The sequence below is a fragment of the Corynebacterium accolens genome (assembly GCF_023520795.1).
In the GTDB taxonomy this organism is placed as follows: domain Bacteria; phylum Actinomycetota; class Actinomycetes; order Mycobacteriales; family Mycobacteriaceae; genus Corynebacterium; species Corynebacterium accolens.
Genome location: NZ_CP046605.1, coordinates 1774613 through 1801574 on the forward strand (window position 1 = coordinate 1774613; position 26962 = coordinate 1801574).

20 protein-coding genes, 1 tRNA gene and 1 CRISPR repeat array (1 of these 22 only partly in view) are annotated in these 26962 nt (G+C 57.6%); of the genes, 10 read left to right on the forward strand and 11 right to left on the reverse strand.

The window, feature by feature from the left end; translation table 11 throughout:
- A CRISPR array of direct repeats spans window positions 1-4595; the repeat unit is 28 nt; unit sequence GGCTCATCCCCGCTCACGCGGGGAGCAC (it extends 1352 nt beyond the left edge of the window).
- An 89-nt stretch (window positions 4596-4684) separates the two neighbouring features.
- From cas2e to CACC_RS08495, 8 genes are all read right to left on the reverse strand, one after another.
- Entirely contained in the window at window positions 4685-5041 is a 357-nt protein-coding gene (cas2e, locus tag CACC_RS08460) for a type I-E CRISPR-associated endoribonuclease Cas2e (protein WP_050755822.1), read from the reverse strand.
- Entirely contained in the window at window positions 5038-5928 is an 891-nt protein-coding gene (gene cas1e / locus CACC_RS08465) for a type I-E CRISPR-associated endonuclease Cas1e (protein ID WP_005278176.1), read from the reverse strand. The genes cas2e and cas1e overlap by 4 nt, the downstream gene beginning before the upstream one ends.
- Before the next feature lie 47 nt (window positions 5929-5975).
- Window positions 5976-6674 carry a type I-E CRISPR-associated protein Cas6/Cse3/CasE gene (gene cas6e / locus CACC_RS08470; protein ID WP_081445472.1) on the reverse strand — a complete coding sequence of 233 codons (699 nt, stop codon included), beginning with the start codon at window positions 6672-6674 and terminating at the stop codon, window positions 5976-5978.
- Window positions 6671-7387 (reverse strand): type I-E CRISPR-associated protein Cas5/CasD, encoded by a 717-nt coding sequence (gene cas5e, locus CACC_RS08475; RefSeq protein WP_035108424.1) that lies wholly within the window; start codon window positions 7385-7387, stop codon window positions 6671-6673. The genes cas6e and cas5e overlap by 4 nt, the downstream gene beginning before the upstream one ends.
- A 13-nt stretch (window positions 7388-7400) precedes the next feature.
- Window positions 7401-8543 carry a type I-E CRISPR-associated protein Cas7/Cse4/CasC gene (gene cas7e, locus CACC_RS08480; RefSeq protein WP_005278171.1) on the reverse strand — a complete coding sequence of 381 codons (1143 nt, stop codon included), beginning with the start codon at window positions 8541-8543 and terminating at the stop codon, window positions 7401-7403.
- A gap of 35 nt (window positions 8544-8578) precedes the next feature.
- Window positions 8579-9250, reverse strand: coding sequence for a type I-E CRISPR-associated protein Cse2/CasB (gene casB, locus CACC_RS08485; protein WP_005278170.1), 672 nt, complete (start codon window positions 9248-9250; stop codon window positions 8579-8581).
- The gene (casA, locus tag CACC_RS08490) at window positions 9243-10988 is read right to left on the reverse strand and encodes a type I-E CRISPR-associated protein Cse1/CasA (protein ID WP_005278169.1); all 1746 of its coding nucleotides are present in this window, start codon (window positions 10986-10988) and stop codon (window positions 9243-9245) included. The genes casB and casA overlap by 8 nt, the downstream gene beginning before the upstream one ends.
- Before the next feature lie 99 nt (window positions 10989-11087).
- Window positions 11088-13868, reverse strand: a complete 2781-nt coding sequence (locus tag CACC_RS08495) for a CRISPR-associated helicase/endonuclease Cas3 (protein ID WP_035108423.1) — start codon at window positions 13866-13868, stop codon at window positions 11088-11090.
- A 518-nt stretch (window positions 13869-14386) separates the two neighbouring features.
- On the opposite strand from CACC_RS08495, the gene CACC_RS08500 reads away from it, so the two are divergent.
- From CACC_RS08500 to CACC_RS08520, 5 genes are all read left to right on the forward strand, one after another.
- Window positions 14387-14806, forward strand: a complete 420-nt coding sequence (locus tag CACC_RS08500; RefSeq protein ID WP_005278166.1) for an organic hydroperoxide resistance protein — start codon at window positions 14387-14389, stop codon at window positions 14804-14806.
- A gap of 125 nt (window positions 14807-14931) precedes the next feature.
- Complete coding sequence (locus CACC_RS08505) at window positions 14932-16401, forward strand: DUF3375 domain-containing protein (RefSeq protein WP_005278164.1); 1470 nt, start codon at window positions 14932-14934, stop codon at window positions 16399-16401.
- Window positions 16401-17051: a DUF4194 domain-containing protein gene (locus CACC_RS08510; protein WP_005278162.1), complete on the forward strand. Its 651-nt coding sequence runs from the start codon at window positions 16401-16403 to the stop codon at window positions 17049-17051. The genes CACC_RS08505 and CACC_RS08510 overlap by 1 nt, the downstream gene beginning before the upstream one ends.
- Window positions 17044-20415: an ATP-binding protein gene (locus tag CACC_RS08515; RefSeq protein WP_005278160.1), complete on the forward strand. Its 3372-nt coding sequence runs from the start codon at window positions 17044-17046 to the stop codon at window positions 20413-20415. The genes CACC_RS08510 and CACC_RS08515 overlap by 8 nt, the downstream gene beginning before the upstream one ends.
- Window positions 20402-21535 (forward strand): DUF3322 domain-containing protein, encoded by a 1134-nt coding sequence (locus CACC_RS08520; RefSeq protein ID WP_005278158.1) that lies wholly within the window; start codon window positions 20402-20404, stop codon window positions 21533-21535. Before CACC_RS08515 ends, CACC_RS08520 begins: the two co-directional genes overlap by 14 nt.
- A gap of 134 nt (window positions 21536-21669) precedes the next feature.
- Here CACC_RS08520 and CACC_RS08525 read toward each other — a convergent pair whose 3' ends face one another.
- The 3 genes from CACC_RS08525 to CACC_RS08535 form a co-directional block, all read right to left on the reverse strand.
- Complete coding sequence (locus CACC_RS08525) at window positions 21670-22053, reverse strand: hypothetical protein (protein ID WP_005278156.1); 384 nt, start codon at window positions 22051-22053, stop codon at window positions 21670-21672.
- A gap of 62 nt (window positions 22054-22115) precedes the next feature.
- A complete protein-coding gene (locus CACC_RS08530; RefSeq protein WP_005278154.1) occupies window positions 22116-23285 on the reverse strand; it encodes an aminotransferase class I/II-fold pyridoxal phosphate-dependent enzyme in 1170 nt (389 codons plus the stop codon).
- Window positions 23282-23998: a 6-carboxyhexanoate--CoA ligase gene (locus tag CACC_RS08535; protein WP_035108493.1), complete on the reverse strand. Its 717-nt coding sequence runs from the start codon at window positions 23996-23998 to the stop codon at window positions 23282-23284. Before CACC_RS08535 ends, CACC_RS08530 begins: the two co-directional genes overlap by 4 nt.
- A 251-nt stretch (window positions 23999-24249) precedes the next feature.
- Between CACC_RS08535 and CACC_RS08540 the strand changes: the two genes are divergently transcribed.
- From CACC_RS08540 to CACC_RS08560, 5 genes are all read left to right on the forward strand, one after another.
- Window positions 24250-24322 (forward strand) — tRNA-Asn (locus CACC_RS08540).
- Window positions 24323-24665: 343 nt separating this feature from the next.
- Window positions 24666-24875 (forward strand): RhuM family protein, encoded by a 210-nt coding sequence (rhuM, locus tag CACC_RS08545; RefSeq protein WP_005278151.1) that lies wholly within the window; start codon window positions 24666-24668, stop codon window positions 24873-24875.
- 117 nt (window positions 24876-24992) lie between these two features.
- Entirely contained in the window at window positions 24993-25661 is a 669-nt protein-coding gene (locus CACC_RS08550) for a DUF3800 domain-containing protein (RefSeq protein ID WP_035108422.1), read from the forward strand.
- Between the two features lie 119 nt (window positions 25662-25780).
- On the forward strand, window positions 25781-26161 hold the full coding sequence (locus tag CACC_RS08555) for an ImmA/IrrE family metallo-endopeptidase (RefSeq protein ID WP_005278147.1): 381 nt from the start codon (window positions 25781-25783) through the stop codon (window positions 26159-26161).
- Between the two features lie 30 nt (window positions 26162-26191).
- The gene (locus tag CACC_RS08560; protein WP_005278145.1) at window positions 26192-26794 is read left to right on the forward strand and encodes a hypothetical protein; all 603 of its coding nucleotides are present in this window, start codon (window positions 26192-26194) and stop codon (window positions 26792-26794) included.
- Window positions 26795-26962: the final 168 nt, after the last annotated feature.

The window sequence follows — 26962 nt, forward strand, 5'->3', positions numbered from 1 at the left end:
CGCTCACGCGGGGAGCACAAGGCGGATGAAAAGCACCTCGCAGACAAGGTGGGCTCATCCCCGCTCACGCGGGGAGCACCGATTTCGGCGTGGCAGTCCTCGGAGGTGGGGGGGCTCATCCCCGCTCACGCGGGGAGCACGGGGCTAGACCGATGGTGTCATCGTCGCCCGCGTGGCTCATCCCCGCTCACGCGGGGAGCACTTCACCTACTACTGGTGGGGAGGAATCGTGCGCGGCTCATCCCCGCTCACGCGGGGAGCACCCTCTTCGAGCCAGGTGAACCATTCTGCTGCGGGGCTCATCCCCGCTCACGCGGGGAGCACGCGGGCACTGGCGGATTATTCAGCTTTCCTCGGGGCTCATCCCCGCTCACGCGGGGAGCACCCATCGGTGGTGGTAATGGGAGTGGTGCTGCGGGGCTCATCCCCGCTCACGCGGGGAGCACGCGTTTCATCGGGGTGCGCTTAAGTGGTGTGCGGGCTCATCCCCGCTCACGCGGGGAGCACTGGAGGAGTCTCCACGTAATGAATGGAATCTGGGGCTCATCCCCGCTCACGCGGGGAGCACTTTTTGTCCTAGGTCACCAGCGGCGCGGGCTGAGGCTCATCCCCGCTCACGCGGGGAGCACGGAAATTGCCTTGCCTACAGGTGTCCAGCCGGGGGCTCATCCCCGCTCACGCGGGGAGCACTAGTCTCGTTCATGGTGTGTGCTTCCTCTTCGGGGCTCATCCCCGCTCACGCGGGGAGCACGCCATGACTAGGACTCTTCGCTTTCGGATGCGCGGCTCATCCCCGCTCACGCGGGGAGCACTGCTGCTGGGGGTTAGTCTGCTGCGGGTACTGAGGCTCATCCCCGCTCACGCGGGGAGCACTAGTCTCGTTCATGGTGTGTGCTTCCTCTTCGGGGCTCATCCCCGCTCACGCGGGGAGCACCGGTGGGTCAGCTCGAAATGAACGCGGTCGAGCGGCTCATCCCCGCTCACGCGGGGAGCACTCTGTAGCAAACGCCTTGCGCGCCCAATCGTGGGGCTCATCCCCGCTCACGCGGGGAGCACAACACCACCGCGGGCCTGGACAATGAGGAAAACGGCTCATCCCCGCTCACGCGGGGAGCACTTGATGGAATTGCGGATAGTGCGATTAGTCTCGGGCTCATCCCCGCTCACGCGGGGAGCACCGGTGGTGTGCTTAACAGCACTCTTGGTGGCCGGGCTCATCCCCGCTCACGCGGGGAGCACGGGAGGATGGCCAACAGGCCGAATTGGCCGAGGGGCTCATCCCCGCTCACGCGGGGAGCACGCGCTCTATCACCCGAATGCAATCGCGAGCCCGGGCTCATCCCCGCTCACGCGGGGAGCACCCATCAGGCCCTGCGCCTGGGTAGATACGTAACGGCTCATCCCCGCTCACGCGGGGAGCACGACCGGTGCCTACGCCCTAACCGATTCGCAGCGGGCTCATCCCCGCTCACGCGGGGAGCACATCTCCTCAGTGGTCTTGGTGGTTTTGCGGGTCGGCTCATCCCCGCTCACGCGGGGAGCACTAGGCCGCTGTGTTCGCGGGCTTGCTGGAGTAGGGCTCATCCCCGCTCACGCGGGGAGCACATCGAAGATGACCGCGGCGACATCCGAAAAATCGGCTCATCCCCGCTCACGCGGGGAGCACGGTTTTGCGCGTGATTTTAAGGACTCCTGCGACGGCTCATCCCCGCTCACGCGGGGAGCACACCTCGAGTACTGAAACTGTTGGCCTGCGGGTGGGCTCATCCCCGCTCACGCGGGGAGCACGAATGCGTTTGCCATCGCGGATATTGACGCCGGGGCTCATCCCCGCTCACGCGGGGAGCACTGAACCCGTACACCATGGAGGAGGGGAAGAACGGGCTCATCCCCGCTCACGCGGGGAGCACATCGAGACCGGCGCGTTCCGCTGAAAGAATTGGGCTCATCCCCGCTCACGCGGGGAGCACCACGGCGATTCTAGTGGCGCGTAGTCCGCGCCGGGCTCATCCCCGCTCACGCGGGGAGCACCAAGCTTTATATGCGATATGTTGTGCACATTTCGGCTCATCCCCGCTCACGCGGGGAGCACGCACGAGTAGTGACCACCGGGGACTGCCTGGTCGGCTCATCCCCGCTCACGCGGGGAGCACTGGAGACTACCCGCCGGAAGTATTGGGCTGCTGGGCTCATCCCCGCTCACGCGGGGAGCACGCCTCTGAATAGTCCAGCGTGATGGAGGAGCCGGGCTCATCCCCGCTCACGCGGGGAGCACCGATACATATGGGCACGCTGCGATGTCCACCACGGCTCATCCCCGCTCACGCGGGGAGCACACGATGCGGAACAATGCCCGGCAGGAAGGTCACGGCTCATCCCCGCTCACGCGGGGAGCACACGCCGCGCCTCACGATGCTCGTCCAGCATCGCGGCTCATCCCCGCTCACGCGGGGAGCACCCGAAACCACCGGTCTCGGAACGTGGCTGCGAGGGCTCATCCCCGCTCACGCGGGGAGCACGCGATTCCCGCGCTCTGGCCTTGTACGCGTGGCGGCTCATCCCCGCTCACGCGGGGAGCACCACGCTGGAGGAATTGCGCGAAAAGCTCATTGAGGCTCATCCCCGCTCACGCGGGGAGCACGGCATCACGGGTAGATTGATTGAGCTCACGGACGGCTCATCCCCGCTCACGCGGGGAGCACGGGTATCGGCATTCACTTCATGTGGGCAGTCAGGGCTCATCCCCGCTCACGCGGGGAGCACTTCACATCAACGTGAAGCAGGGGCGCTAGATTCGGCTCATCCCCGCTCACGCGGGGAGCACTCACCCCTGCGGCGATAGCAGGCTTAAACGGCCGGCTCATCCCCGCTCACGCGGGGAGCACTCGCGGCCGTGGCTGGCACGATTCTGCAGCTGCGGCTCATCCCCGCTCACGCGGGGAGCACGTTGGTGACGGTGCGTTTGTCGCCGGGCTGTAGGGCTCATCCCCGCTCACGCGGGGAGCACTCACCTACTACTGGTGGGAAGGAAATTGTGTGCGGCTCATCCCCGCTCACGCGGGGAGCACGATGCCTTTTGGCCTGCCGTGGCGCCGGCTGACGGCTCATCCCCGCTCACGCGGGGAGCACGACTATTGGTAGTGGCGGGGAAGGCAACGCGGGGGCTCATCCCCGCTCACGCGGGGAGCACGATGATACTGGCCCCGCGAGCATGTTTCTTAGAGGCTCATCCCCGCTCACGCGGGGAGCACGGGGCGCTGGAATCCGGCGGCGGGGGCGGTGCGGGCTCATCCCCGCTCACGCGGGGAGCACCTGATGGTGACGATGTGGGTGCTGGTGGGCTGGGGCTCATCCCCGCTCACGCGGGGAGCACAAGGGGATACGCAGCAGGCCGAATTGGCCGAGGGGCTCATCCCCGCTCACGCGGGGAGCACACAAACATTCATTATCCCCTTACTCGTCCAGCAACGGCTCATCCCCGCTCACGCGGGGAGCACTCCCAGCTGTCATCTACACCGGGCTCGGCGCGGGGCTCATCCCCGCTCACGCGGGGAGCACATTCGGTCTGGAAGTGTGCTGACGCGGCGCGGGGGCTCATCCCCGCTCACGCGGGGAGCACTACCTATCGGCTAGGGTCACAAGCACCAGGCGGGGCTCATCCCCGCTCACGCGGGGAGCACGCCGACGCCTATGGTGCTGTGCCGGGCGCTGACGGCTCATCCCCGCTCACGCGGGGAGCACGGAACACCCGGCGTCCCTGACAGCTTGGTCGAGGGCTCATCCCCGCTCACGCGGGGAGCACCGTGGTCTGGGAATGTGGCTATTTTTGCTTGGGGGCTCATCCCCGCTCACGCGGGGAGCACGGCCATGGTGCGGCCCTCTACAAGCAATTGAGGGGCTCATCCCCGCTCACGCGGGGAGCACTGTTGATGAGGAATTTCAGCGCATCTACGTCGGGGCTCATCCCCGCTCACGCGGGGAGCACAATTGCTGTAGCGAACCGTCCGCAAATCCGGCGGGCTCATCCCCGCTCACGCGGGGAGCACCTAGTGCCCATCTCGCTGAATGATTCCACGCCGGGCTCATCCCCGCTCACGCGGGGAGCACCCATGATTCGGAGAGGCCGGAGCGGCGGGCGGCGGCTCATCCCCGCTCACGCGGGGAGCACGCCTGCTAGTCGGGCTATTGTGTTTTGGGCTGGGGCTCATCCCCGCTCACGCGGGGAGCACCGATGGTGTCTTTGTAGGCGCCGTCTTTTTTGGGGCTCATCCCCGCTCACGCGGGGAGCACCAGTGGCCTGCCGGGGAGTCGAACCCCAGTAGCGGCTCATCCCCGCTCACGCGGGGAGCACAAAGCGGCCGGTAGCGGTATCGACAATATCTACGGCTCATCCCCGCTCACGCGGGGAGCACCCCACCCTACACGGGGCGGGGGCCTTTTCGTCGGGCTCATCCCCGCTCACGCGGGGAGCACAAGCGTTGGTCGTGGGTGAGGATGAGTTCGAAGGGCTCATCCCCGCTCACGCGGGGAGCACCAAAGTGAGGCATGACGATGGCCAAAACGGCAAGGCTCATCCCCGCTCACGCGGGGAGCACACTTGCTGAACAGCAGAAATTCGAGCCTTAAACGTATTTTACATACGACTTGTATTTTGGGGAAAGCTACCCTCGAAGCTCCACGCGGTCTAATATCCTCCCTTCTGTTTCTTATAAGAAATACGGTTACGTCGGGCTTGAGACCATCCAGTCCTTCGCTGTGGTTGCCTAGACTTAGTCGGTCGCGTCATCAAGGTAATCCCGTCAAAATCCGTAGGTTCCCAATGATGTCTGTGAGTCTTGAACTCCATTCCCTGCTCATTCGCGGCTGAATACACCAAAAGTGCGCGGCCATCTTTACAAAGCTCGGTTGTGCGATCCCAGAGCAAATCTCGTATACGAGCAGAGGGACGTCCCACGAATACACCGGGAGTCAGTTCAATGAGCCACTTGGACAGATCGCCGCGTAGTCCAGCGGGACAAGCAGTAATAACCAGCACCATCATGACAACGTTTCCTCTTCTGCCCAGTTAAGACCAGAAGCGATGACTTCAAGTTCACTCCACAGCATTAACTCGGCGTCACTGACAAGCTCGTCATCAGGAACATCAAAAAGTGCTTTAAGGTCTTGAACCATCCGCGGCATGAGGCGACGTGAGACAACTTGATCCCGCACGAAGCGACGCACTTCCACAGAGGGATTACCCTGTTGTGCTGCGACAGCATCGAATGCCGCTGGGATAGAAATCTCTGCTTTGTAAAGGTCAGCAATGTCGTAGACAAATGACCTATCGGTGCCTGTATGTACTATCCCCAAGGCAGGAATGAAGCCGAGCGCTGCAACGACAGCATGAGCAACTCCATATAGCGCGGCGCTGCCCGCAGTCAGAGCCTGGTTAATTGGGTCAGAAGAATCGAAATCATTGGGATCATAAGACCTCCGATTCCAATAGACTCCACTACGCTCGGCTTCAGCCGCATAGATTCGCTTCATGCGTGCACCTTCGCGGCCACGCAGCTGGGACATCGTCAGCTGAGAAACGTCTTCTCCTGGAAACCGCATGGCATACATTCTGCGAGCCACGTCCAAACGCTTCCGCTGGTGAGACACTACCTGCGCATGAATTTCAGCCATGCGGGACGATTTCGCTGGGGGCCGACCGTGCGCATAGTACCTAACGCCGCGCTCACCTACCCAGAGGGTGGTAACCCCGGCATCGCCAAGCAAAGCCATGCCCGCGTAAGTAATCCTCGTTCCTGGACCAAGCAGCAGTGCCGCCAACTGCGTGGCTGGCACATGTGCGACGCCGCGCTGGTCCGTGATCGTTAGAGAATTACCATCTCGATTGATCACGCAGCGCTCGGCGTACAGGAAACTGATTCGGTCTCCCATCCGGGACAAAGCTTGGCGAGTGACAGGGACTTCGCTCGGATTTGACATCAGGACCCCATCGGCCGGGCTAGGGTCATTAAGCCACAACCATAACCACGAGCTCTTCCTATCCCATGAGTAAGGGTGTGCCGAAGAGCCTCAGGATCTTTGACCTCCAAGGTTCCGCGGTATCGGGCTGTGGCGATACGCACACGCCTATTGCCATTTCCTTTCCGGAAATCCAACGTTTTTCGCTCAATAATCGCGGTTTCTTCTTCCACGGACCACCGAGAACGCTCATCATCGCTGACATCATCCCCTGCTCGGGGGGCTAGTTCAAATCCGGCATTTTCTGCTCGTCGATACAACCACTCCAACTGGTGTTCCACAGACACATGAGCCTTCACTTTTCCTCGCTTGCCTCCATTAGCTTGCGAATACGTTGGGTTGGCTACCAGTTCAAAGATCCATCTTTGCCCCTTAGTGAGTGAATTCAGCAGACGGTCATACTCAACCGATTGCCCCGGCCGTGTATCCCACCCTGCTTGTTCCACAATCACATGGTCAGTTGGCTTTTCAGGCCCCACCACATAGAGGGAGTGGTGATGAGCGCCTTCATCAAGGCGCCATAGAATACGCCCAGACTCTTGATCCACATCCGGTGGAAATGATGCGGCGACCGCCGCGTGCATTGCTTGTGGATTAGCAAGTAGCTTTCGCCCTTGACGCCGCTGAGGATTGATAAGAATTTTGGTTAACGTACTCATACATTCATCACCGCCTCCAAAAACGGATCCGGGCGCCGCTCTGCGCTATCTAAGGGGTTGTCCACATCCGCAAATTCCTTTTGCACCACGGTGCGCCATGAATACTTGCGGTGCTGCGGATCAAAAGAGTTCGGTACATCCTGGCAAGCCACGCCGGATTCTCCTGGGAGGGAGTCCCGGTAAATCGGCAGCGATACTTCCCCACCACTGGATTTCATATACTCCTTGGTAGCGTGCCACGTGCCGTGCTCTTGTAATGCCGTAACCGCAGGCTTTTCAACCACACCAAGCACCACATTGGGCGGAGCCGGGCACGAACGCCGGCCCAAATAGAGCGGAAATACCGGCCGGTTTAGATTCTCTGCAAAATTCTCGAGTTGCTCGCGATCCTCACTTTCGATTGCCGCAACGAATGCGGCATCTGATAGGAAATAGCGGGTAATGAGTTTTGCGGATGCCTGCGGATCCTTTTGCCAGTTTTGCGCGGTTTGATAATCCCGCAAAAGGCTACCGGATTGATCGACGCGCACCGCGAACTTGAGTCCAGCCAAGTCAGCCATATCTTCATCGCGCCTGCGTCCTTCAGCTGCGGCTAGCATGCCAAGAACTCCTGACTTTGAGGGCAAGGACGAAGTTGCACGGGTAGCGTAGCGAGATTCCGTTCCCCACGACTGCATCGGCCCTTTAAGCAGCAACAACAATGATGCTGTCATCGTTTTAAGCCTCCTACTCCGAAAGCGCGGAAGACAAACGCTGCGAAAGCTCTGGCAGCGTCACTTCGTCAGCGATTTGTGCGAAAGCCTGACGGGCCTCGCTCAACCCAACCACAAAGGCTGCCTTAGGCTGCAGCCCATAGTTTTCTTCAAACTCGGTTTCTTCTTTCGCCAATGCTTCGGCACCGGCGACGCGCAAGCTCTGACCGGCGGTTGGCTCTACTGGTTCTTCGAAGGCCGTAACTAGGCTCACCGGGCGGGTATCGCGAACTGCGATATAGATGAGCTCAGGCATTGTTTGGTTGGCAAAGGTATTGATTTTGCCCGTGGGCATAGACTTGATGAATGCATCAACGAAATTCACTGCGGCTTGCTTTGCGTTTTCTGCCGAGTCGAGATTCTGCGTCAATCCATCTAGATTCACCGTGGCATAGCGGTACAAGGTAGAAGACATCATTTGTACAGTGCCAATCATGCCTGCACCAGTTTCTTCGCCTTCCTCGGCCAAGTCATCGACCGCGGTGAAATAGTCGAATTCAGGAGCGCTGGCGTGAATTCCCAGTGCGTGCGCGACTTGTACCGCAGCATCGACGTTATACGCAGCATCATCGGCAACCATGCGCCCAAACAGCGCCATATCTACCGAGTGCTGGGTATCAAGGATCTCCAGTGCATCTTTCTTCTTAATCTTTTCACCGTCGGCCGCAATAATCGCCTCTGCGGCACGTTCAATCTGGTGCGGGCTCAAGAACAACAAGTATTTGGTCTGCGGATACTGCGCTGCTGCTAGTTCTTCTTCGGTGGTTTCCTCGGAATCTTTCAGCGCCTTGATACGCTTCGCGTCCACTTCCGTCTTAATTCCTGCAGCTTTGAAAAGCTCAGCAACTTCCTTTTGAGCTCGCTCCGCATCCCAGCCTTCGTGTTCTTGAACCTTACGTGCGATCTTCTCTGGAAGCCGCTTCGACCGGTCACCCACGGATTCAGGGTCGATTTCAGATTCAAAGTACTTGCGGATTGCACGCTTCCATGCCTGTGAAGAGACTCGCTGACGCGGTACGCCGCCGTAAACGGCAGACTTAGGCGCCCCGGTGTCGTCACGATTGATCAGAGAAGGCGGAAGAGTCTGCAGAGCGTGGATATCGATGGTCAAAGCCATTGCGAAAATTCCTTTCTAGAATATGAAAATTGATTTTAAGAAGTCGGTTCGGTCTGAGAAGACGCATAAGAACCGAGTGCGAAGTCACGTGCCCATTTCAATAGCACGCCTTGTCGCTGTGTATGAGCTTTTTGAGTAGCGTTTTTGCTGCCTAGAACCCGCAGGTCCTGAGCAAATGCACCGTAGTCAAACCCCAAATTTTCCCCGCGCAATAGCGTTACCAAGGAACGAATATGTATAAGGCGGGAAGCCTCATCGGAAGATACGAGCATCGCATCAAACCGCGGTTTCGTGGATTGTGACTGACTGTGCGCATAGAAACGACCGCAGGCCCGTGCGAAGCTTTGGCCTTTAATATGTGCTTCAGTGCTAGCGCTTTGTAGATGGATACCTAGCATCGTCATGGCTTGAAAGGCCGCGAGCTCTGATGCGGACGGTGCGGCACCCTTTCCCATCTCTTGTTCACTCAATGCAGGCTCCAATAAAAGGAGGACCTCTTCAAGTGCCACGGGGTGTTGTTCAAGACGTACCGCAGAATACTTTCGCAATTGGGCTAGGACTGCGCGTGCTCGCGCTTGTTTATTGTGCTGTGGCGAATGCAAATAATCATTCTGCAGCGCCTCTGCGGTACGCGCCACGGAGGTTCGCAAACGCGGGCCCGTGTACTCCGCAGTAGTTCCTGCCTGCGGATGACTGGTGTCATGCATGGGCAACACCTTCCTTCATAGGTGAGCTAGGACTCTGATTTCGTGTGGACTTGCCTGTTAACGGCAGGTTCTTATCAAAACGCCGCTGTAGCTGCTGGAAAAGGGATCCAGCTGAGACGATTCGGCCCTTTCCGTCTTCTCCTGTATCTACTTCCCTGCCAACGATCGCCTTCATCCCGGCGCCGCGCAGCAGTTCCATTGCGTGAGAGACAGCTACTGTTCGAACTCGTTCCTGCCAGTTGATTTGAGCGCTGTCTGCATTTTCAGCAGAAATGGTCTGCATCCACGCAATAAACTCCGGCTCCAACTGGGCATAAAACCTGTCCTTAGACTTAACGCCGAATTCATAATCATCGCCCGCGGCTACCCGCAGTTGACCTTCAAACCAGCCCAAGCTCACGGCTGTTTCATAGGTCTTTTGGGCGGCAGTGCGGACAGCGTTACGCGCTTGCCTGCCGAGATCATCTTCGCGCAATACCACTAGGGGAAGCCCGATCGTGGTGCTGAAAGTGGTGGCTACTGAAGATTCCTGCGGTCCGTATTCCATCGAAACCAAGGCAATATCAAAGGCGCTTTGGTTTAGGTATCCATCAACGTCAAGCGCAGCGAGATTGCTGAGATTGGCGGGTCTCTTCGGAGCTTTTGCCTTTTTTTGGTCGAAACCTGGGTCGTCTTCGACAGCAACCAACGCATCAAGTGCGCGCCACATAGTCTGAGTGGAATCGTAGGGACGCGCGTAGTAAGCATCTTGGCCGGCCTTCGACTGGTTAGGGCTATACCGATACGGCGTCATGGGATCACCCATGACATTCTTTCCCGCATCCGGAATGCGATCACCATTCGATACGAGGACACGAGTAATCTGGCCTTCTTCAGCTACTAGGCGCACTCGTCGTGCCTGCCAAGTTGCCAAATCAGCCGCTCCTTGGGGCACAGCACCAAGCTTGTCATCCGATCCACGGCGCTGCGCAGCGGTATCAGGTTCTCTTTCCCATACCGGTTTATCCAGCTCAATTGGGTTAGTTCCCTGCTCCGTCATAACAGCTGCCATAGGAGTATTAAGCAAAAGTGTTTCTAGGAGGCCTTCAGTTCCAAGTACTAAAGTTCCGCCCGTTCGACCAGTCCAACCGGTGCCGATGGGATAACCTTTTCCGCCTTTCACTCGGGGGTCCCCTACCGCGCCGGTTTTAATGCCGGAGTAATCATAAGCTTGCAAGTGAACGAGCCAACGGGCTGCTTCAGCAAAGGAAACCGATTGTCGCCCTTTAGCTGTGCGCATGGTGAAATGATCATCAGCCGCTTCCGGAACGATGTGGACTATGGGCCGTGTTTCCATATTCTTCGAGTGAAGATCTGCCACCTGCATGAAGGGAACGGTGTCAGAAAGTAAATCGAATCGGTCTCTAAAGGCATCAAGATAATCTAAAACAACTTGGTCCCGCTTCGTCTCGCACAATTCTTCACGCTTTTCCGCGAACCATTCGCCCCAGTCAAAGCTGGCGCGTTTCCGCCTTCCGCCTGCTGCTTCCGCTAATTCTTGCGCATGAGCACGCCAAAATATAGCCAATAACAGCCTTATGACCGCATAATCCTGGGTCGGTGAATCGCCCACAATTTTATGGGCATCGCCCTGTCCAGAAAATATGTCCCGGATGCTCAACGCCTTGCGATTGTCCGCACTGTCCATGCACAAAATCCATGGCTCATCGAGCAGGTTAAAGGTTTCTGTATCAGTCATTATCTTTCGCCTCCTTTCTTTTAAAAAGTGATTTGGTGGATGATGTGGCTGCCCCTAGTAAAAGGAGGTGCTCTCAGCCTAACTAGTGCCTCGGACATATCACTCACGCCCATCACTCATAATTTCGATTCCCAGCTGGCTCGTATACCGCAGAACAAAGCGTCCTACCTGCGTCTCTCCCCCTTCATCTAACGGCAAAGCCAGTTGTCCCCGCAGTAAATAATGTGCCCCCCACTCGGCCGGGGTTGCCCCTTCGAGGTCATTGACCACTGCATCAAAGTCCGAGTCATAACGGGTCATTCGCACAGGCAGTCGTACTGTACTAGACGCAAGATGAAAGGCCAGCTTATACGGAATATCGGCAGCCTCGATGACTTCTTCATCCCAACCCCACGGGCGATAGCCATAATCAGTCTCGATGATGGGGATCACCTCAACGCTGGGCTCTGCGTCACGAACTTGGGCCGCACCCTTGATCTCGGCATCGTCTGCGGAATCATCCTGCAGCCGTGCAAATAGAGCGTCCAGGCCGTTGGTACTCCATGGATCTGGCAATCGGAACGTTGAGGACGCTGAATGCGCTGTCGATTCCTCAAAATCACGCGTCGCAATGGCCTCTTCCCACGATTCGTTCCACGCCTCTGGCGGCTTAAAGTTGCGATCATATGCAGCTGCTACAAGCGGAGCGATGTCATCTGGACGGCGAATCTCATTTGGCAAGACTGCATAGGTTGATAGCAATATCGCACGGCCGTAAATAGCCTCGGCACCTGATTCAAATTCCGGGACTGGTGAGGAAGTTTCTAGCCCGCGAATAACAACCTGTGGTTCGCGCAGTTTTTCGGGTCGATCGCTGAAAGGACGCGCGTGGCGGTGCAGCCTCCCGATGCGCTGAATGAGCAGATCCATAGGTGCGATATCAGTAATCAGGGCATCGGCATCAATATCCAAGCTCTGTTCCGCCACCTGAGTAGCCACCACAATTTTTTGCTTCGGCCGACCTGCTCCCCTGTGGGCATCCGGGCCAAGTTGTCGCCGTAGTGAATCTTCTTTTTCTACGCGTTCCCAAGCCACAAATCCCGCATGGTGAAGCTCCACGCAATCACCATAGCTTTCGGCGAGTTCCGAATACGCGGCCTGAGCTCGTGCGATAGTATTGCAGATAATAAGAACACACCCGCCATCAACGAGCCATTTCCCGAGAAGTTCGTGCAGTGAATCTTCACCTTCCGCAAGGAAACTAATTGTGGCTTCAAGATCTGTTGGAGACGCTGGGACCTCTAGAGAACGAATTTCGTCTTCTGTCGCCACTGTGATCAGTGGGTAGCCAGTCGGCTCTTCCTCTGGCCATTGACCGTCGGAGTACGCGCTGACCAATGCGCGTCGCTTGTCCGCCGGCAACGTGGCGGACATGACGATGACGCTGGCACCATAAAACCCCAACCATTCGATGGCACTGCGGAGGTAATCGGAGGAATACACATCAAAGGAATGAACCTCATCAAAAATTACTACTTTGCCTGCCAGGCCGACGTGCCTCAGCATGGAAAACCGCTGCTGTAACGCCATCATGAGCACTTGGTCAACCGTACCCACCACGAAATTGGAAAGAATGCCGAGGCGCCGTCCAGACATCCACTGCGATGCAACTACGTTGCCGCCTTCTTCTTCATAACGGTTGATTTCCGTAAATTTTAAATCTGTATAAGGTTTAGCCAACGCATTTTTGGAATGCGCGAGATACATCGATCGAACAGAATCTGTCGTTATATTTCGACTCCATTCGATGGTCCTTTGCAATAGGCCATTCGCGGTGGCCATGGTCGGAGCGGCAAAAAAGATTCCTTGTGCCCCACTACGCGCCGCAAGCACTTCCGCTGCCGCTAAGGCAGCTTCAGTCTTACCTACGCCTGTTTCGGCTTCCAGGACTATGAGCGCTGGCTCATTGATCGCTCTGGCAGCCTCTACCATTTTCTGCTGTACTTGTCGCGCCTTAAACTCGGCCGGCCACCCAAACGATTGCCGGAATTGCTCGTCGATGTCTTGATGCAATCGAGTTTCCGGTTCCCAAGGCGAGGTCAAGTCAATGAGCTCCGCAGCCCGTCCCACTCGGTCTAGTTGAGTTCCCTGCACGCGTAAGCCGAAAGCCTTTTCATTGGAAGCAATCCAGTCCGCCATAACCACTAAACCGGTAAGCATTTGGGCAGCTGCGGGCGAGACTTTCGGCAGCTTGGCAAAGACCCGCGCAAGCTCATCTGCCCCGCAGAGTTGAGCCATGGCATCAAGAAGTTCGCCATGAACCATTCGCCACGCCGAAGGGTAATCCTGAATCAACTCTCGGACCGCTTTATTCGGACCACTTGCCGCACCATGATGCGCATTGACAACCGCGGCCACAGAGTTAGCTTTTGGCAGGGTAAGCCCCTGTTCTTCAAGCCAGATTGCTAGAATTTCACCAGAAGCAATACCGTGCGGAAGCTTGGACATATTCGCCTCTGAGGCGCTCAATTCGATATCCAGTCCCGCGTCGCTAACGGCGTGGACTAAATGCGCAACGTCACTGCGGTCAAGAAGAAGCCGCTGGAAAGTTTTAACACCTTTTCCAACATCATGGGACCCAGCAAGAAAGACGTAGAGAACTTCTATATCCGTCTCTGAGACACGCAACTCGGCTTTCAGGAACTCCTTTACTGAACGAGAAAGCCAAGAGTTATACACCAAGGATGCAGCACAAGCGGAATCAACCATATGTTGCGGCAGGTTGAGATGGTCTACACCGTCACCCGATTTCGCCCACAAGCTCCGCGCCTGCTGGCTGCGTTGACCAGCCCAACCATCTGCACGAGTGCAAAAATCCACTGTCTTCGCTGGCAATTTCATGGTTCTATCTCCAGTACAGCCTTCACCAAGTCCAACTTCTATGGTGAACTTGAGTTATTAACTAATGATTCATAACTATACATCATTGAGCACTGACGTGTTGCAGTTTTTGAAATGAGCCTAAAACCTGCATCAATTTTTGCGGTAAGATTACAGGAGGCGAAACGCCAAACTCCCAGCTAAAGCTGGGATGAGCCCACGTCAGTGCTCATTTGAATAGTCAATTGACTAGTTCCCCGCGTCAGCGGGGATTATTTTCTACCTCCATCCTCGCGGTGGGTTGAGCTTGCCAGCCAATCCAAGCGCTACCCCAAAGTACTTCCACCAGAAGGAGCGCCCACTCCCCCGGCGCGGGTTGAGTAGGCCCGCGACACTCACTTGAGCCGTACCACCTTTTCCTAGCGCGTCCTTTCACTTCTTAGGTCGCTGACCTCGAAAAACGCCGTTAGCAATTCTGAGTACAATCGGCGGCTGTACTCACCGCTAGTACGAAAACTACTTTAGAAAAAGGAGTAATCATGGATACCCTCTACACCACTGAAGCACTCGCTACCGGGGCAGGCCGCGATGGCCGCGCCGTAGTGCAAAATTCTGACCTTGACTTCAAGATGGCCACTCCGAAGGAAATGGGCGGCGATGGCAACGGCGCCAACCCAGAGCAGCTCTTCGCCGCTGGTTATGCCGCGTGCTTCCACTCTGCCCTGCAGGTGGTAGCCCGCAGCGAGAAGGCAGAGTTGGGCGATTCCTCCGTGGGCGCCCGTGTGTCCATTGGCAAGGAGGGCGAAGGCTTCAAGCTCGCCGTTGAACTTGAGGTCATCATCCCCGCCCAAGACCACGACAAGGCACAAGCGCTTGCCGATGCCGCCCACCAGGTCTGCCCCTACTCCAATGCCACCCGCGGCAATATTGACGTCAACGTCACCGTTGCGCAGGACTAAGCAGGACTAATACAGTTTCTTAGTCCTCGGTCCGCAAGGGCCACCATGCGCGGGCGAATCCACCGATTCGAATAAGTGAGTCAAACTACGCTGCACGAGTCCGGCGTAGCTGGCAAAATCGAATCATGCCTGTTGAAGCTCGCGCCCTTTCACTGCGGCGGTTATTACATGATTCCGCGGCAGTGCGGCTGCTGGCGGCCGATAATGCCCCGGTGATTTTGGCGCTGATTGCTGAGTATTTTCCCCGCGGCACTCGGGCGCGGCCGGCGGCAGAAGTATATGAGCTGATGGTCACCGATTTCGAGGTGCTTGCCAGTGAATTCTCAATGCCGCGCACACCGCAAAGTTATTGCAATGACTGGGTAAAAGCTGGTTGGCTAGTCCGTAAATCTGGCAAGAGCTCGCGCGGGGAAACGTTGGAACCGAGCGAGGAAGCACTGTCCGCGCTCGAGGCCGTTGAGCGTTGGGAAACGCCGGTTACTACGGTCACGGCATCGCGCGTGGAATCTATCGGCTCGGCGCTACAACGCTTGGCGCGGGATACGAATGAGGATATTTCGAGCCGCGTCGCCAGCTTAGAGGCGGAGCGAGACCGCATTGACCGCGAAATTGAAAAGGCCCACCTGGGTCAGTTTGAACGACTGACTGCGGCAGAGACCGAGGAGCGCGTCCAAGACGTGCTGAACATGGCCATGGCGGTGCCAAGCGATTTCGCCAGGGTGCGCCATGAACTCGAAGCCCTCAATCACAGGCTACGCCGGCAGCTGCTGGATCCAGAGGGTTACCGCGGCGAGGTGTTAGAGGAAATTTTCAGCGGTGTAGACCACATCGCGGAATCGGACGCTGGGCGCAGCTTCCGCGGATTCTATTCCTACCTCATGGATAGAGAACGCAGTGCGTGGCTAGACCAGTGGATTAACCAAGTTCTAGAAAGCGAGGTCGGCCAAGAGCTGGCAGCAGAAAACCGGCGGCAGCTGCGGAATCTCTTCCGCGATATGGAAGAAACGAGCTTCGAGGTCAATCAAACGATGACTGGCCTGGCGCGCAGCTTGCGCAACTATGTCTCCTCGGAACAATTCGCAGAAGACCGGCGCATGATTGAGCTACTGCGTGAGGCACGGGGCATGGCCATTGATGCAGCGCAGGCATCGGAGCTGAAAGCCTTTCACCGTATGGAAACTCCCCTGCAGCGCATCGGCATGTCCATTCATTCCGTATCGCGCATCCACTTGGCCAACCCAGGACGCGAGGTCGTGGAGGAAGCACCGGAAGCCTTCCAGCCAGGTCAGGAGAATGCGGAGGCGTTGTATGAGCTGGTGCGCGAATCAGAAATTGATTTTGAGGAATTGCATGGGGCGATTCGCGGGGCCGTCGGCAAGGCGGGCCCGTGCACGATTGGCCAGGTATTACAGGCGTGCCCTCCCACGCAGGGCCTGGCCAGCGTCGTGGGTTTGGTACACATTGCAGACCAGCACCCGCTACCGGCTTTGCACGATGATCATGAAAAGGTCACCTGGACCGAAGAAGATGGGACCATTCGCGCGGCGTATATCCCTACTATGTATTTCGATAGCACCACCGTTGAGGAGTTGTAGTGAGCGCTACTGATAATCACCGCGTCGATTCGGCGCATGAGCCCCCGCTGTGGGAAAGCGATAAAGGATCGCTGACCTATAACTCGCGCCGCGCATTGGTGCAGCTCTTGAAGGGGCCGCTCGTGCGAGCGCACAAGGAACCTGTCTTATGGTCCGCCATCATCTCGGACGAAGACAACCTGCGCGCCCGCCTGCATGAGGTATTCCTCGAGCTGGTCGTCGATGAAGGAGAAGGGTTTGCGTTTACCCGGATGGTAGAAGAGGAAACTCTGCCTATCCCGCAGGTGCTGCGCACGGATAAGCTTAAGCACATCGATACCGCCATCCTGCTGAACCTGCGCCAGGAACTTGGTTTGGCGCTGCCCGGTGAACGCGTGATTGTGGATGTAGAAGATCTCCGGGAGGGCATTGGCTACGTCCGCGCGGTTGATAACCGCGATGAAGCCGGGTTCAATAACCGCTTCAATGCGGCGATTAAACGCATCCGCAATGAATACTCGCTGCTGAGTGCCACCGAGACTGAGGGGCGCTACGAGGTATCACCCGTCTTGCGCCAGCTTTTCGATGCCGCCACGGTCACCGCTATCCGGGATGAATACGCCCGCCTCGCAGAATCCGAGGGCGACCAGGAGGAGGCTTCCGATGACTAACCTGTATCCAGGCCAATTCCGCATCAGCCGTATCCAGCTCATTAACTGGGGTACTTTCCACGGCTACTTTTCCATTCCGGTAGCCCGCAAGGGCTTCCTCATCACCGGCGGATCCGGTTCGGGCAAGTCCACGCTGCTTGATGCGATGTCGGCAGTCTTGGTACCGCAGAAGGACCTCAAGTTCAACGCGGCATCGCAGCAGGACCTCGGGCGCCATAATGGGCGCAACCTCGTCTCCTATATTCGCGGGGCGTGGCGGCAGCAAGAAAATGCGCACACGGGTGAAATCGCCCCGGAGTATTTGCGTGAGGGCGCGACTAACTCGGTGGTGGCGTTGACCTACGATAATGGGGCTGGCACGCAGCACACCCTCATCGCCATCTTCCGTCTCAACGGCGGTGAAAATTCGGTGAGCCAAATTAAACGGCTCTATGGGGTGGTGCAGGGAGATGAGGACATCGATAAGCTCAGCCCCCTACTCACCCGCAACCTGGATACCCGCAAGATTAAGGCCATGTACAAGGGGCTTGGCGCGTCATTTACCCCGACGTACAATACGTTTGCGGATCGCTTTCGCAAACGCCTGGGCATCAAGAGCGAGCAGGGGCAGATCTTGCTTCACCGCACGCAGTCCGCTAAGTCTTTATCCAGCCTGGACCAGCTCTTCCGGGACTATATGCTGGATACGCCGTCTACCTTCGAGCGGGCGGAGGAGTCGGTGGAGCAATTTGAGGATCTGCGCCAGGCATACCTGCGGGTAGAGGACGTCAAGGCCCAGATTGAGACGCTGGCACCCCTGCCCCAATTGCATTCCCGGCGCACCACCGCGGAAGCGGATAAGCACAAGGCCGAGGCGATGAATGAGGTGCTGCCGGCGGTGCGCGCCCGCTTGGTGGCAGAAGAACTGGACTATCGCATCCGCGCGCTGACCGCCCAGCAGGCAGAGGCGCACTCTGCTGCCGAGGCGCTCGAAGCGGAGGTCACGCACCTTGACGATGCCGAGCGCCGCGCCGCCGTAGCCGTCTCCCAACTCAGTGCCGGCGAGCTGGCCGCCCTAGAAGCCAAGATAGAAACCGCGGAGAAGGAAATTGAGCACCGCTCCAAGGAGTTCCACCACCTTGCCGCTGCCGCCGACCAGTGGACCGATCACTTTGAGCTCAACCCGCACGGCTTTGCTGAGCTGCAAGCAAATGCCCGCCTGCGCATCGCGGACTTCGAGGCCGACTCAGCCCAGCTTACTGAGCAGCAACAAGAAGCCGGAGTGGCCGCCCGCGATGCCGCGACAGCATCCGCGTCCTTAGAAAGTGAGCTGCACTCATTTAGCTCGCGGCGCACCAATATCGATAAAGCCCTTGTGGAGCTGCGCACCCAACTCGCGCGGGATACTGGCTATGCCGAATCGGAGCTTCCCTTCGCTGGCGAGCTACTGGATATTGCCCCGCAGCAGGCGGAGTGGGAACCGGTGATCCAAAAATTGCTGCACGGATTCGCCGCCACCCTGCTCGTTCCGGAAACCGCGCGGGAAGCCATTAACCAGTGGGTCAATTCTCGCAACGTGGGTACCCGGCTCGAGTACCGCACTATCCCGGAGTTTGCACCGACACCCGCGCCCGCGCGCAGCCCGCAACAGCTCATCCACAAACTGGAGTTCCAAGATCACCCCATGGCGCAGTGGGTGCGCCACCATATTTCGAGCCGTTTTAACTACGAATGCGTCAACTCGGTGGCAGCGCTCGAACAGGTAACCAAGACCCCGGCCGTCACGCGCGATGGCTTGGAAAGCCGGCCCAAGGATAAGGATGGCTCGACGCGCTTTATCAAGGATGATCGCACGCGCTTTAAAGGCACGCGGTGGTACCGAGTGGGTTCCACCAATACCGCCAAGATTGAGCTCCTACGTTCCCAATTGACGGAAGCGAAAGCCAATGCTCGCGCCATGGCCAAACAGGTCCACGAGCTCAACCGGAAGATGGATATCCTGCGCACGCAGCGCGATAAAGCGCAGCGCGTACTGGAGACTAAGTTCCAGGATATTGATACCGCTTCTGCTGAGGCGCGCAAACGCGATTTGCAAGAACAGTACGATTCTTTGGCTTCCTCTCCAGAGGCGCAGGCCCTAGCCACAGCGCATGAGCAGGCAAAGGAAAAACTCACCGCCGCCCGCGGCCAACTAAACGAAGCACAAAAACACCTCGGCAACGTGGAGGGCGAGCTGAACCGCTCCACCCAGCGGCGCCAAAGCATCGGAACGGTGCCCACGGTGGCCGATCAGGGCATCGCCAAGGCGGTCGAAGAGGCCCTGCACAAGGGCAGGAGAAAACTCACCATCGATGACATCGATGCCCGGCGCGATGAGGTGCAGGCCAGCTTGCAAGAAACCGCGCGTAGGGCCGCACGCCGCATCGAGGAGACGAATGCCAAGATTGTCTCCGTCCTGCACAAGTACCTATCGCAGTGGCCGGCGGAAGCGGCGGATTTGGAGCCACAGGCGAGCTTCGCCGGCGAAGGCATGGAGAAGCTGAAGTTCCTGCGCGCGGACCGCCTGGCGGATTTTCGCGCTCATTTCTTGGAGCTGCTCAATGGCACGACGGTGCAAAACCTATCGCACCTCGCCTCTTCGCTTCGCCATGCCCGTAGCGATATCGAACAGCGCATGGAGTTTATTAATAAGTCACTGGAGCGCACGCCCTTCAATGGGGACCGCACCCTGCGCATTGATGTGAAGGATGCCCGGGGCCAGTTGGTGCAAGACTTCCAGCGGGATCTTGATGCCGCAACGTCCCATAGCCTGGCGGAGATTAGCGCCGATGATCCTGAAGCTGCGGTAGCGCGCTACCACGCCCTGGACAAGATTCTCAGCCGCTTGGGCTCGTCTGAGCCAGAGGATATTCGGTGGCGCAACCTGGTTCTGGATACCCGCAAGCACGTCAGCTTCATCGGCCGCGAGTGCTACCCCGATGGTACGACCGCCAATACTTATCAGGATTCCGCCTCCCTCTCCGGCGGCCAGGCCCAAAAGTTGGTCTTCTTCTGTTTGGCTGCGGCGCTGCGCTTCCGCCTGGCGGAGCCGGATCAGGACGTTCCTACCTACGGTTCCATCATTTTGGATGAGGCCTTCGACCGCGCCGACCCAGCCTTTACGCGCACCGCCATGTCCGTGTTTGCATCCTTTGGTTTCCACATGATTTTGGCAACGCCATTCAAACTCATCCAGACGCTATCGCCGTACGTGGATGGCACCATCGTGGTCAATTACGACGAGCCCATTATCCAGGGCCGCCCGCAGGCGCGTACGGGCTATTCGCTTATCGATGCCACTTCCTATCCCCAGGAATCCCAGGAGTCCCCCAATGCGGATGCCTAGTGACCTGCACACGCATGCAGAAAAATACCTGCGCAACCACTTTGCGGAGGCACTGGCCGCCCCGGATTCGTTGAGCATCGACTGGCCGCTGCACCCGCCTACGGCCGCCACCGCCGCGCGCGATGTCCCCGCGACCCAGGAGTTCATCCGCGCCTGGCAGCGCTGGCCGCACCAAGAAGAGATCCACTACGAACAGCGCAATTGGTCCCGCACGGGCCTAGGCACCAATTCCGTGCCTACCCGCGCGGTACTTACCGGTGCTCCCCGCATCGCCGCGGCCACAGGCCTCAGCGGCGAATACTCCCGCGCGCAACAGCGCGCACGCGACATCGCCGCGTTCTTCCCCGACTCCCCTGCATTCACCGACACCGTGCACCGCACCTATCCCCAGTGGAAGGACTTAACTGCATACGATCTGCGCTGCTTAAAGCCATGCTTGACCTGGCTGCGCGCCCATCCGAATTCCGGCGAGTGGGAGCGCGCCGTACCGGTCGAAGGCGTGGATGGCAAGTGGATAGGCACCCACCGCCGCCTGCTGCTCGCGCTGCTTTCGCCCTTCGGCATCACGGATTTGGGGCTGCGCCGCACCGATGCCCGCCTGCGCCTGCGCTACCTCAACCACGCCCCCGCGTTGTCCGATATCGAGGTTCCCCTTTCCCAGGCTGCACAACTCTTTCCCACCGCTCCCCCGCGCGTTCTCATCGTAGAAAACAAGCAGACCTTCCTAGCCCTGCCCCTGCTTTCCGATGCCGCCCCACCCACCATCGCCATCCTCGGCGCCGGCAATGCCGCCCGTCAGCTCCACGCCCTCGACTGGCTCCACGATGTCGAAATCACCTACTGGGGCGATCTTGATGCCGCCGGCTTCAGCATCCTCAACGGCGTGCGCGCCCACTTTCCCCACACGGAGTCTCTCCTCATGGATACCGCCACCGTCACCGCGTTCCGCCACCTCGCGGTCCCCGATCCTGGTGATGGCTCCGCCATGCTTAGCCACCTCACCACCGAAGAGCAGCGCGCCTCCCGCCTCCTCTTTACCGAGGGCAAGCTGCGAATTGAACAAGAACGGATTCCATTCGCGCATGCCACTGACGCGATTCAATCTACGTTTCAACGCTAGGTTCTAAGCTTTCGAACTAGAACCTCTGCTAGTTGTTACCGTATTCTTCTTTCTCCGCAGCAGCAAGACGAACGCGAGTAAAAATACCTGTTGAGCCCTCAGCTAGTAAAACCTTGCGGCGGCGTCTCCATTTCTCAAGGCATCGCAGTCCACTCGATGTCCTCAAAGCCCCAGTCGGAGAAGTGCCAGGTGATGGTCTCGGTGGCATCGATAAGCGCGTGCTCCATTGTCTCTTCATCGTCACCGGTAACGGAGAGCTCGAGCATCACTGAAGTATCTTCTTCGTCCAATAGCCCCACGTCCAAGGGGCCGCCATCATCGAGGCCGGAGACAAAGCGCGCAGTCCAATTATCACCGCCAAAGAAACTGGAGTCCTCTTCTATAGCGTGCTTTTCCTCCAAGTCCCACACGGCTTCAATAATGTCCCAGTTGCCGGTAATTGCAGCGGACAGCTCAGCGTCACGCCCGTACAGCACCAGCTCGTGGAGCCACGAATAATCAATGATAAAGCTGCTCATAACGCCTGCCAGTGTATGCGACGAGAGCCCCACTCTCTGAACGCACTCACCGAGCGATTTACTTATAAACCCAACTGTTCAAGTTCTGTGCAGAGAGCATCGATTTGTGCGCGCGTATGGGTTGCCATGAGGGTGACGCGGAGAATCGCAGCGCCACGTGCAACAGTTGGCCACCGGATTGCCGGGACTATAAATCCACGGTCAAGCAGTGCAGCGCTAGCGTCCATCGCGGCGGCCTCATCGCCCACATGCACGGGGATAATCGGCCCTTGCTGTGGCGTAGTCCCTCGCGCGTTGTGCCAATAAGCAATATTGCCTTGCAGTTGGTTAACCAGACTGGGATCAGACTCAATGAGCTTTAACGCCGCGAGCACGGCGGCAGAGGTGGCTGGCGTGGGCGAGGTAGAAAATACAAAGGACCGGGCTTGTTGCCGCAAGAGCTGCGCCACCGGCTTACTCGTTGCAACGAGCCCGCCTTCAGCACCAAGCGCCTTGCTAGCGGTAATAAGTTGGATATCAGGCTGAACGCCGAAATATTCTGGCAAGCCAAGGCCGCGGTCGCCGACGGCGCCAAACGAGTGAGCATCATCGACCATAAGCCAGGCGCCGTAATCACGCGCCAATCGCGATAGCTCAGGCAAGGGCGCGAGCACCCCGTCCATGGAAAAGAGGCCATCGGTAACAATCAAGGCAAACTTGGTGGCCCTGGTAGCCAAGGCATCTTCTACAGCGCGGGTATCACGGTGTGGAGTAACGACGACTGAGGCGCCACTCGCCTTTGCAAGCCGGCAGCCATCGATAATGCTGGCGTGGTTGCGCGCATCGGAAATAATGGTGAGCTCGGGCGAGGCCAACGCCTGCAACGTCGATAGATTGGCTTGGTATCCAGTGGCAAAAAATACCGAGTCTGGATAACCAGTCAGGCGGGCCGCAGCGGCTTCTACCGCAACGTGTAATTCAGACGTACCGGTGGTCAGTCGCGAGCCGCCTGAACCTGCGCCGTAGTGATCAACGCTATCCTTTACGGCGCTTTTAATCTCCGGATGCTCCGCCAGGCCCAGGTAATTCGACGAGCTAAAAAGCACCGCGTCTTGGACTGTCTTCCCGGTGGCCGTCCGCAAGGAGCTTTCCGGCACTTGCCCACTTCCAAAGACCGAAGGGCTGCGCCACAGGCCGTCTTCTCGCCACTTATCCAGGCGCGCAGATGCGGCTTTCTCTAGACTCTCGTTCACTGTTCTGCCTCAAAATCCACGAGCACGGCGCGGTTTTCCAGATAATCTATCAACGCTTCAACATCGGCCCCTGGTTTGATGATGAACGCCCTCGCCCCCTCGTCCGATCCAGGTTCTTTAATGTGCGGAAGGCGGTGGTACGTGCCATCTATGCAGACGTAACCGGTGGTATAGGCCGGGTCATCCGACACACAGACTTCTGCTAGAACGTCGGGATGCGCGGCAACCTTGCTCGCCAAAACGATGGCTTCACGGGCCGCATCCTTGCCTTTAAAATCCGCGTCTTGAGCGTTGTGCGCGTCCATGTGGCTCACGCGGACGCCGCGCTGTGCGTCTGGTTCACAGCGCATGCCCGTATCGGCCGCAATGAGCATCGCACCGCGCATATTCCTGGCGGTAAACGTCTCTTCAATGACTACCTGGGAATGAGCGGTCATGGGGCGCAATAGTTCCTCGATGACTTCCCTAGCCTGCGAGGGCGATTGTACCGCTTCTTCTTTTACTCCTACGGAAGGGACGTGCAGAATATCGGACTCGGCCAAAGCCTCCACGGTGATGAAGGTATTTTCCGCCATTCCCTTCGGGTGTGCCAAAGCACGCTCGGATAGCGCCGCACAGACTGCTGGAACCTCGTGTTCCCTGACGATTCGCTCTGCTCCCGAAATGTGCTGGCCTGCGGAATCAGACCGCATTCGCACTGAGAAATAAGTCATAATCTGAGGGTACCGGACGTATTGAACGGTGTTCAGGAAAAGAGGAAATTGGCCAACCTCGGCCAGGCTCCAGGCGGCGCTTCCCACACAGGAATACACAGGCCATACGCTTTCCGATGCCTCCCGCCTCGCCCCTCGTTGAGCTTCTCATTTTTCCGGCTAACCAGGCGATTTGTGTGAAAACGGCGTTAGCCTATATAGTTAATTCTCGTTGCACAGAGAACGGCACGTTCGACGTACAACATGGACATTCCTCCATAGCTCAGTTGGCAGAGCATTCGACTGTTAATCGAAGGGTCACTGGTTCGAGCCCAGTTGGAGGAGCAGTGTATCTACCCCCCTTCTACCAGCAAAAACGCTGGCGGGAGGGGATTTTTTAGTTTTTGGCTTAAGGTGGTTTAAGGCGGTTTCCTGTCGTGGATGTCGTGGAATTGCATGGCCGTTTTAGGCCACCAATAAAGGCCCCACCTTCACCGATAGAGCCGCGAGTTTAATCCCCTCCCTAAGCCTAGGTGCTTAACTACCGCAGGCCGCCAAGCCCCTGGAAGGCAATCCCCTCCCTTCCCTACACATAAAACCGCAGCAGAACTAATCTGGGAACGCGCAGAGCACACCAAACCATACGCCGGGCTCACAACGCGGGACGGAGAATCCCCACAAGAGCGACATGGGCATAGCTAAAAACTTCCTCAACGAAAGCGAAGCTAAAAACATGCGCAGGCTAACCACAATGTTCCTAGACTACGCAGAAGACCAAGCCGAGATGGGCAAAGCCATGCTCTTAAAAGACTGGGTAGAAAAGACAGATGCCTGGCTCGTCTTCAACGAACGTGAAGTCCTCAAAGGATACGGGAAAGGAAACACAATCAGGCAGTAAACAAAGCCGAGGAAGAATGGAATGCTTCCCAGCATCAACTCGATGCTAAAGTCAACGAAATAGACATGAAAGCTCTAGAAGCCGAAGTCAAGACTTTGAAGCGAGGCGAAAACCCTATTGACTAAACGCATCTACCTCTACGCAGACGAAACAGGAAACCTCGACTACGAAGGCTCCCCAAACCCACAAGGTGGTGGCGCGTCAACTTACTTCGGTTTCGGCACAGCCACATTCACAACAAACAACCACGGCGACGACCTACTAGGAGGCCTCCACCTAAGAGCACAAATGGCCAACAAGGATGTCAAACTCACCAAAGGATTCCACGCCTGCGACGACTCAAACAAAACAAGAAGCGAAATGTTTGCCGAAATCCAAAAACAGGCCCCTAGGTTCGACACAACTTTCCTCTACAAAGCCAACGCATACCGCAGCGTCAAAGACGCAGGGCCAATGCGCCTCTACAAAATGGCCTGGTTCCTGCATCTAAAAGAGATAGCAGCAAGAGTTGCCCAACCCGAAGATGAACTGTTTGTAATCGTTGCAGAGTTCGGCACAAAACGAGTCAGGAATACTGCATATCAAGCAGTTAAAGATGTGTGCGAGCAAATAAATAGGGACATCACACTCTGCGTGTGGACTGCTCCATCGTCTTGGGGCCTACAGGTCGCCGATTATGGACTATGGGCCGTGCAAAGGCATTTGGAGGGAAAGAAATGTAGCTGGTTTGACCCCTGCATTGAACCTAACTTGGCAAGCCTATTCACCCCTTGGGGCCAGCCATAGACGCGCTGAAACCGGCTATCTCACCTATCGGGGTGAGAAGTCCACCCCCTGGGGGACTTATCGCCGGTTTCATGTTCATCGTAACCTGAAAGTTGATTTTTAACAACGCATGGGCACTAATGATTGAAGCTCTTATTCAGGCGGCCGAAGCCCGTGGCTACCGCATCCGGTGGCACCGCGGCGGGCCAAAAGCAGCGTGGGTACCAAGCCAGAACACAATCACTGTACAGATAGGCATGGATGACGCCACCACCCTATGCTCCCTAGCCCACGAACTCGGCCACGCCCACTACGGCGACGCGCCCACCGGCAACGGGCATCTTGACCAGCGTCAAGAACAACGCGCTGACATGTACGCCGCCCGGCTACTCATCAGCCCCGTTGAGTTTGAAGCCGCCGTCATCTGGCACCAAGACCACCTGCCGGCCATAGCCGACGAGCTCGAAGTCACCCAGCATCTACTAAACACGTGGCTCCGCAACACACAACTAGCCGCGTAAAAGCCAACGCTCTAGAAAGGAAAAACTTCCATGTCTCAACAAAGCCCCTACTCCTCAAACTCCGATAGCACCCCAGCCAAAAAGCCCATCTGGAAAAAATGGTGGGTATGGCTTATCGGAATCCTGATTATCGGCGGTATCGCTACCGCAAGCAGTGATTCAGACGACGCTGACGGCACCGCCACCAAGGACACCACTGAAACCACCGTCACAGAAGAAACCACCGAAAACGTCACAGACGAACCGACCACAGAACAGTCCCCAGAGCCTGAGCAGGCGACCAACACGGAGGCCCCCAAAGCCGAGACGACACCCGCGCAAGAAAATCCAGATATTAACCCCTGGGCAAAATCTGTCGTAGGTCTAAGCCCAGACGCTAACTACCTCGACGCTCTCAGCACCGACAGCGCCCCCACATGGGTGGCAGCGATAACTGATGTCAGTATTGGGCACGGCAACAACGTAGTAATCACCATGCAGATTGACCGAAAAACCGAAAAAGAACAGGCAAAACAAGCTATGAACCTTTATGCCAACTCGTTGAAATCATTCCCCAAAGACTGGTCTGAACACATCAGCTACGTCATCGTTGAAGACGGGGCTGGAACATACATTTCCCAGCGCAGCATTTAACACATAAAGGGGCCGCCTTGCCGTGGCGGGTGGGTTGGGCAAGGCGGCTGTGTCACTTTGTGTAAGCAAGAAAAAGGACACGAGGAACAGTCTAATGGCAAGCATTAAACCATACAAGACAGCGCGGGGCCGGGCATGGCGTGTTCAATACCGCAGCCCTGACGGAAA

Coding starts and splice junctions, on each gene's coding strand:
- CACC_RS08520 (WP_005278158.1), top strand. CDS start 20,402: ATGCGGATGCCTAGTGACCTGCACACGCATGCAGAAAAATACCTGCGC.
- CACC_RS08560 (WP_005278145.1), top strand. CDS start 26,192: ATGTCTCAACAAAGCCCCTACTCCTCAAACTCCGATAGCACCCCAGCC.
- CACC_RS08535 (WP_035108493.1), bottom strand. CDS start 23,998: ATGACTTATTTCTCAGTGCGAATGCGGTCTGATTCCGCAGGCCAGCAC.
- CACC_RS08525 (WP_005278156.1), bottom strand. CDS start 22,053: ATGAGCAGCTTTATCATTGATTATTCGTGGCTCCACGAGCTGGTGCTG.
- cas5e (WP_035108424.1), bottom strand. CDS start 7,387: ATGACAGCATCATTGTTGTTGCTGCTTAAAGGGCCGATGCAGTCGTGG.
- CACC_RS08515 (WP_005278160.1), top strand. CDS start 17,044: ATGACTAACCTGTATCCAGGCCAATTCCGCATCAGCCGTATCCAGCTC.
- rhuM (WP_005278151.1), top strand. CDS start 24,666: ATGGGCATAGCTAAAAACTTCCTCAACGAAAGCGAAGCTAAAAACATG.
- cas2e (WP_050755822.1), bottom strand. CDS start 5,041: ATGATGGTGCTGGTTATTACTGCTTGTCCCGCTGGACTACGCGGCGAT.
- CACC_RS08555 (WP_005278147.1), top strand. CDS start 25,781: ATGATTGAAGCTCTTATTCAGGCGGCCGAAGCCCGTGGCTACCGCATC.
- CACC_RS08500 (WP_005278166.1), top strand. CDS start 14,387: ATGGATACCCTCTACACCACTGAAGCACTCGCTACCGGGGCAGGCCGC.
- casB (WP_005278170.1), bottom strand. CDS start 9,250: ATGCATGACACCAGTCATCCGCAGGCAGGAACTACTGCGGAGTACACG.
- CACC_RS08495 (WP_035108423.1), bottom strand. CDS start 13,868: ATGAAATTGCCAGCGAAGACAGTGGATTTTTGCACTCGTGCAGATGGT.
- cas1e (WP_005278176.1), bottom strand. CDS start 5,928: ATGGGAGACCGAATCAGTTTCCTGTACGCCGAGCGCTGCGTGATCAAT.
- cas6e (WP_081445472.1), bottom strand. CDS start 6,674: ATGAGTACGTTAACCAAAATTCTTATCAATCCTCAGCGGCGTCAAGGG.
- casA (WP_005278169.1), bottom strand. CDS start 10,988: ATGACTGATACAGAAACCTTTAACCTGCTCGATGAGCCATGGATTTTG.
- cas7e (WP_005278171.1), bottom strand. CDS start 8,543: ATGGCTTTGACCATCGATATCCACGCTCTGCAGACTCTTCCGCCTTCT.
- CACC_RS08505 (WP_005278164.1), top strand. CDS start 14,932: ATGCCTGTTGAAGCTCGCGCCCTTTCACTGCGGCGGTTATTACATGAT.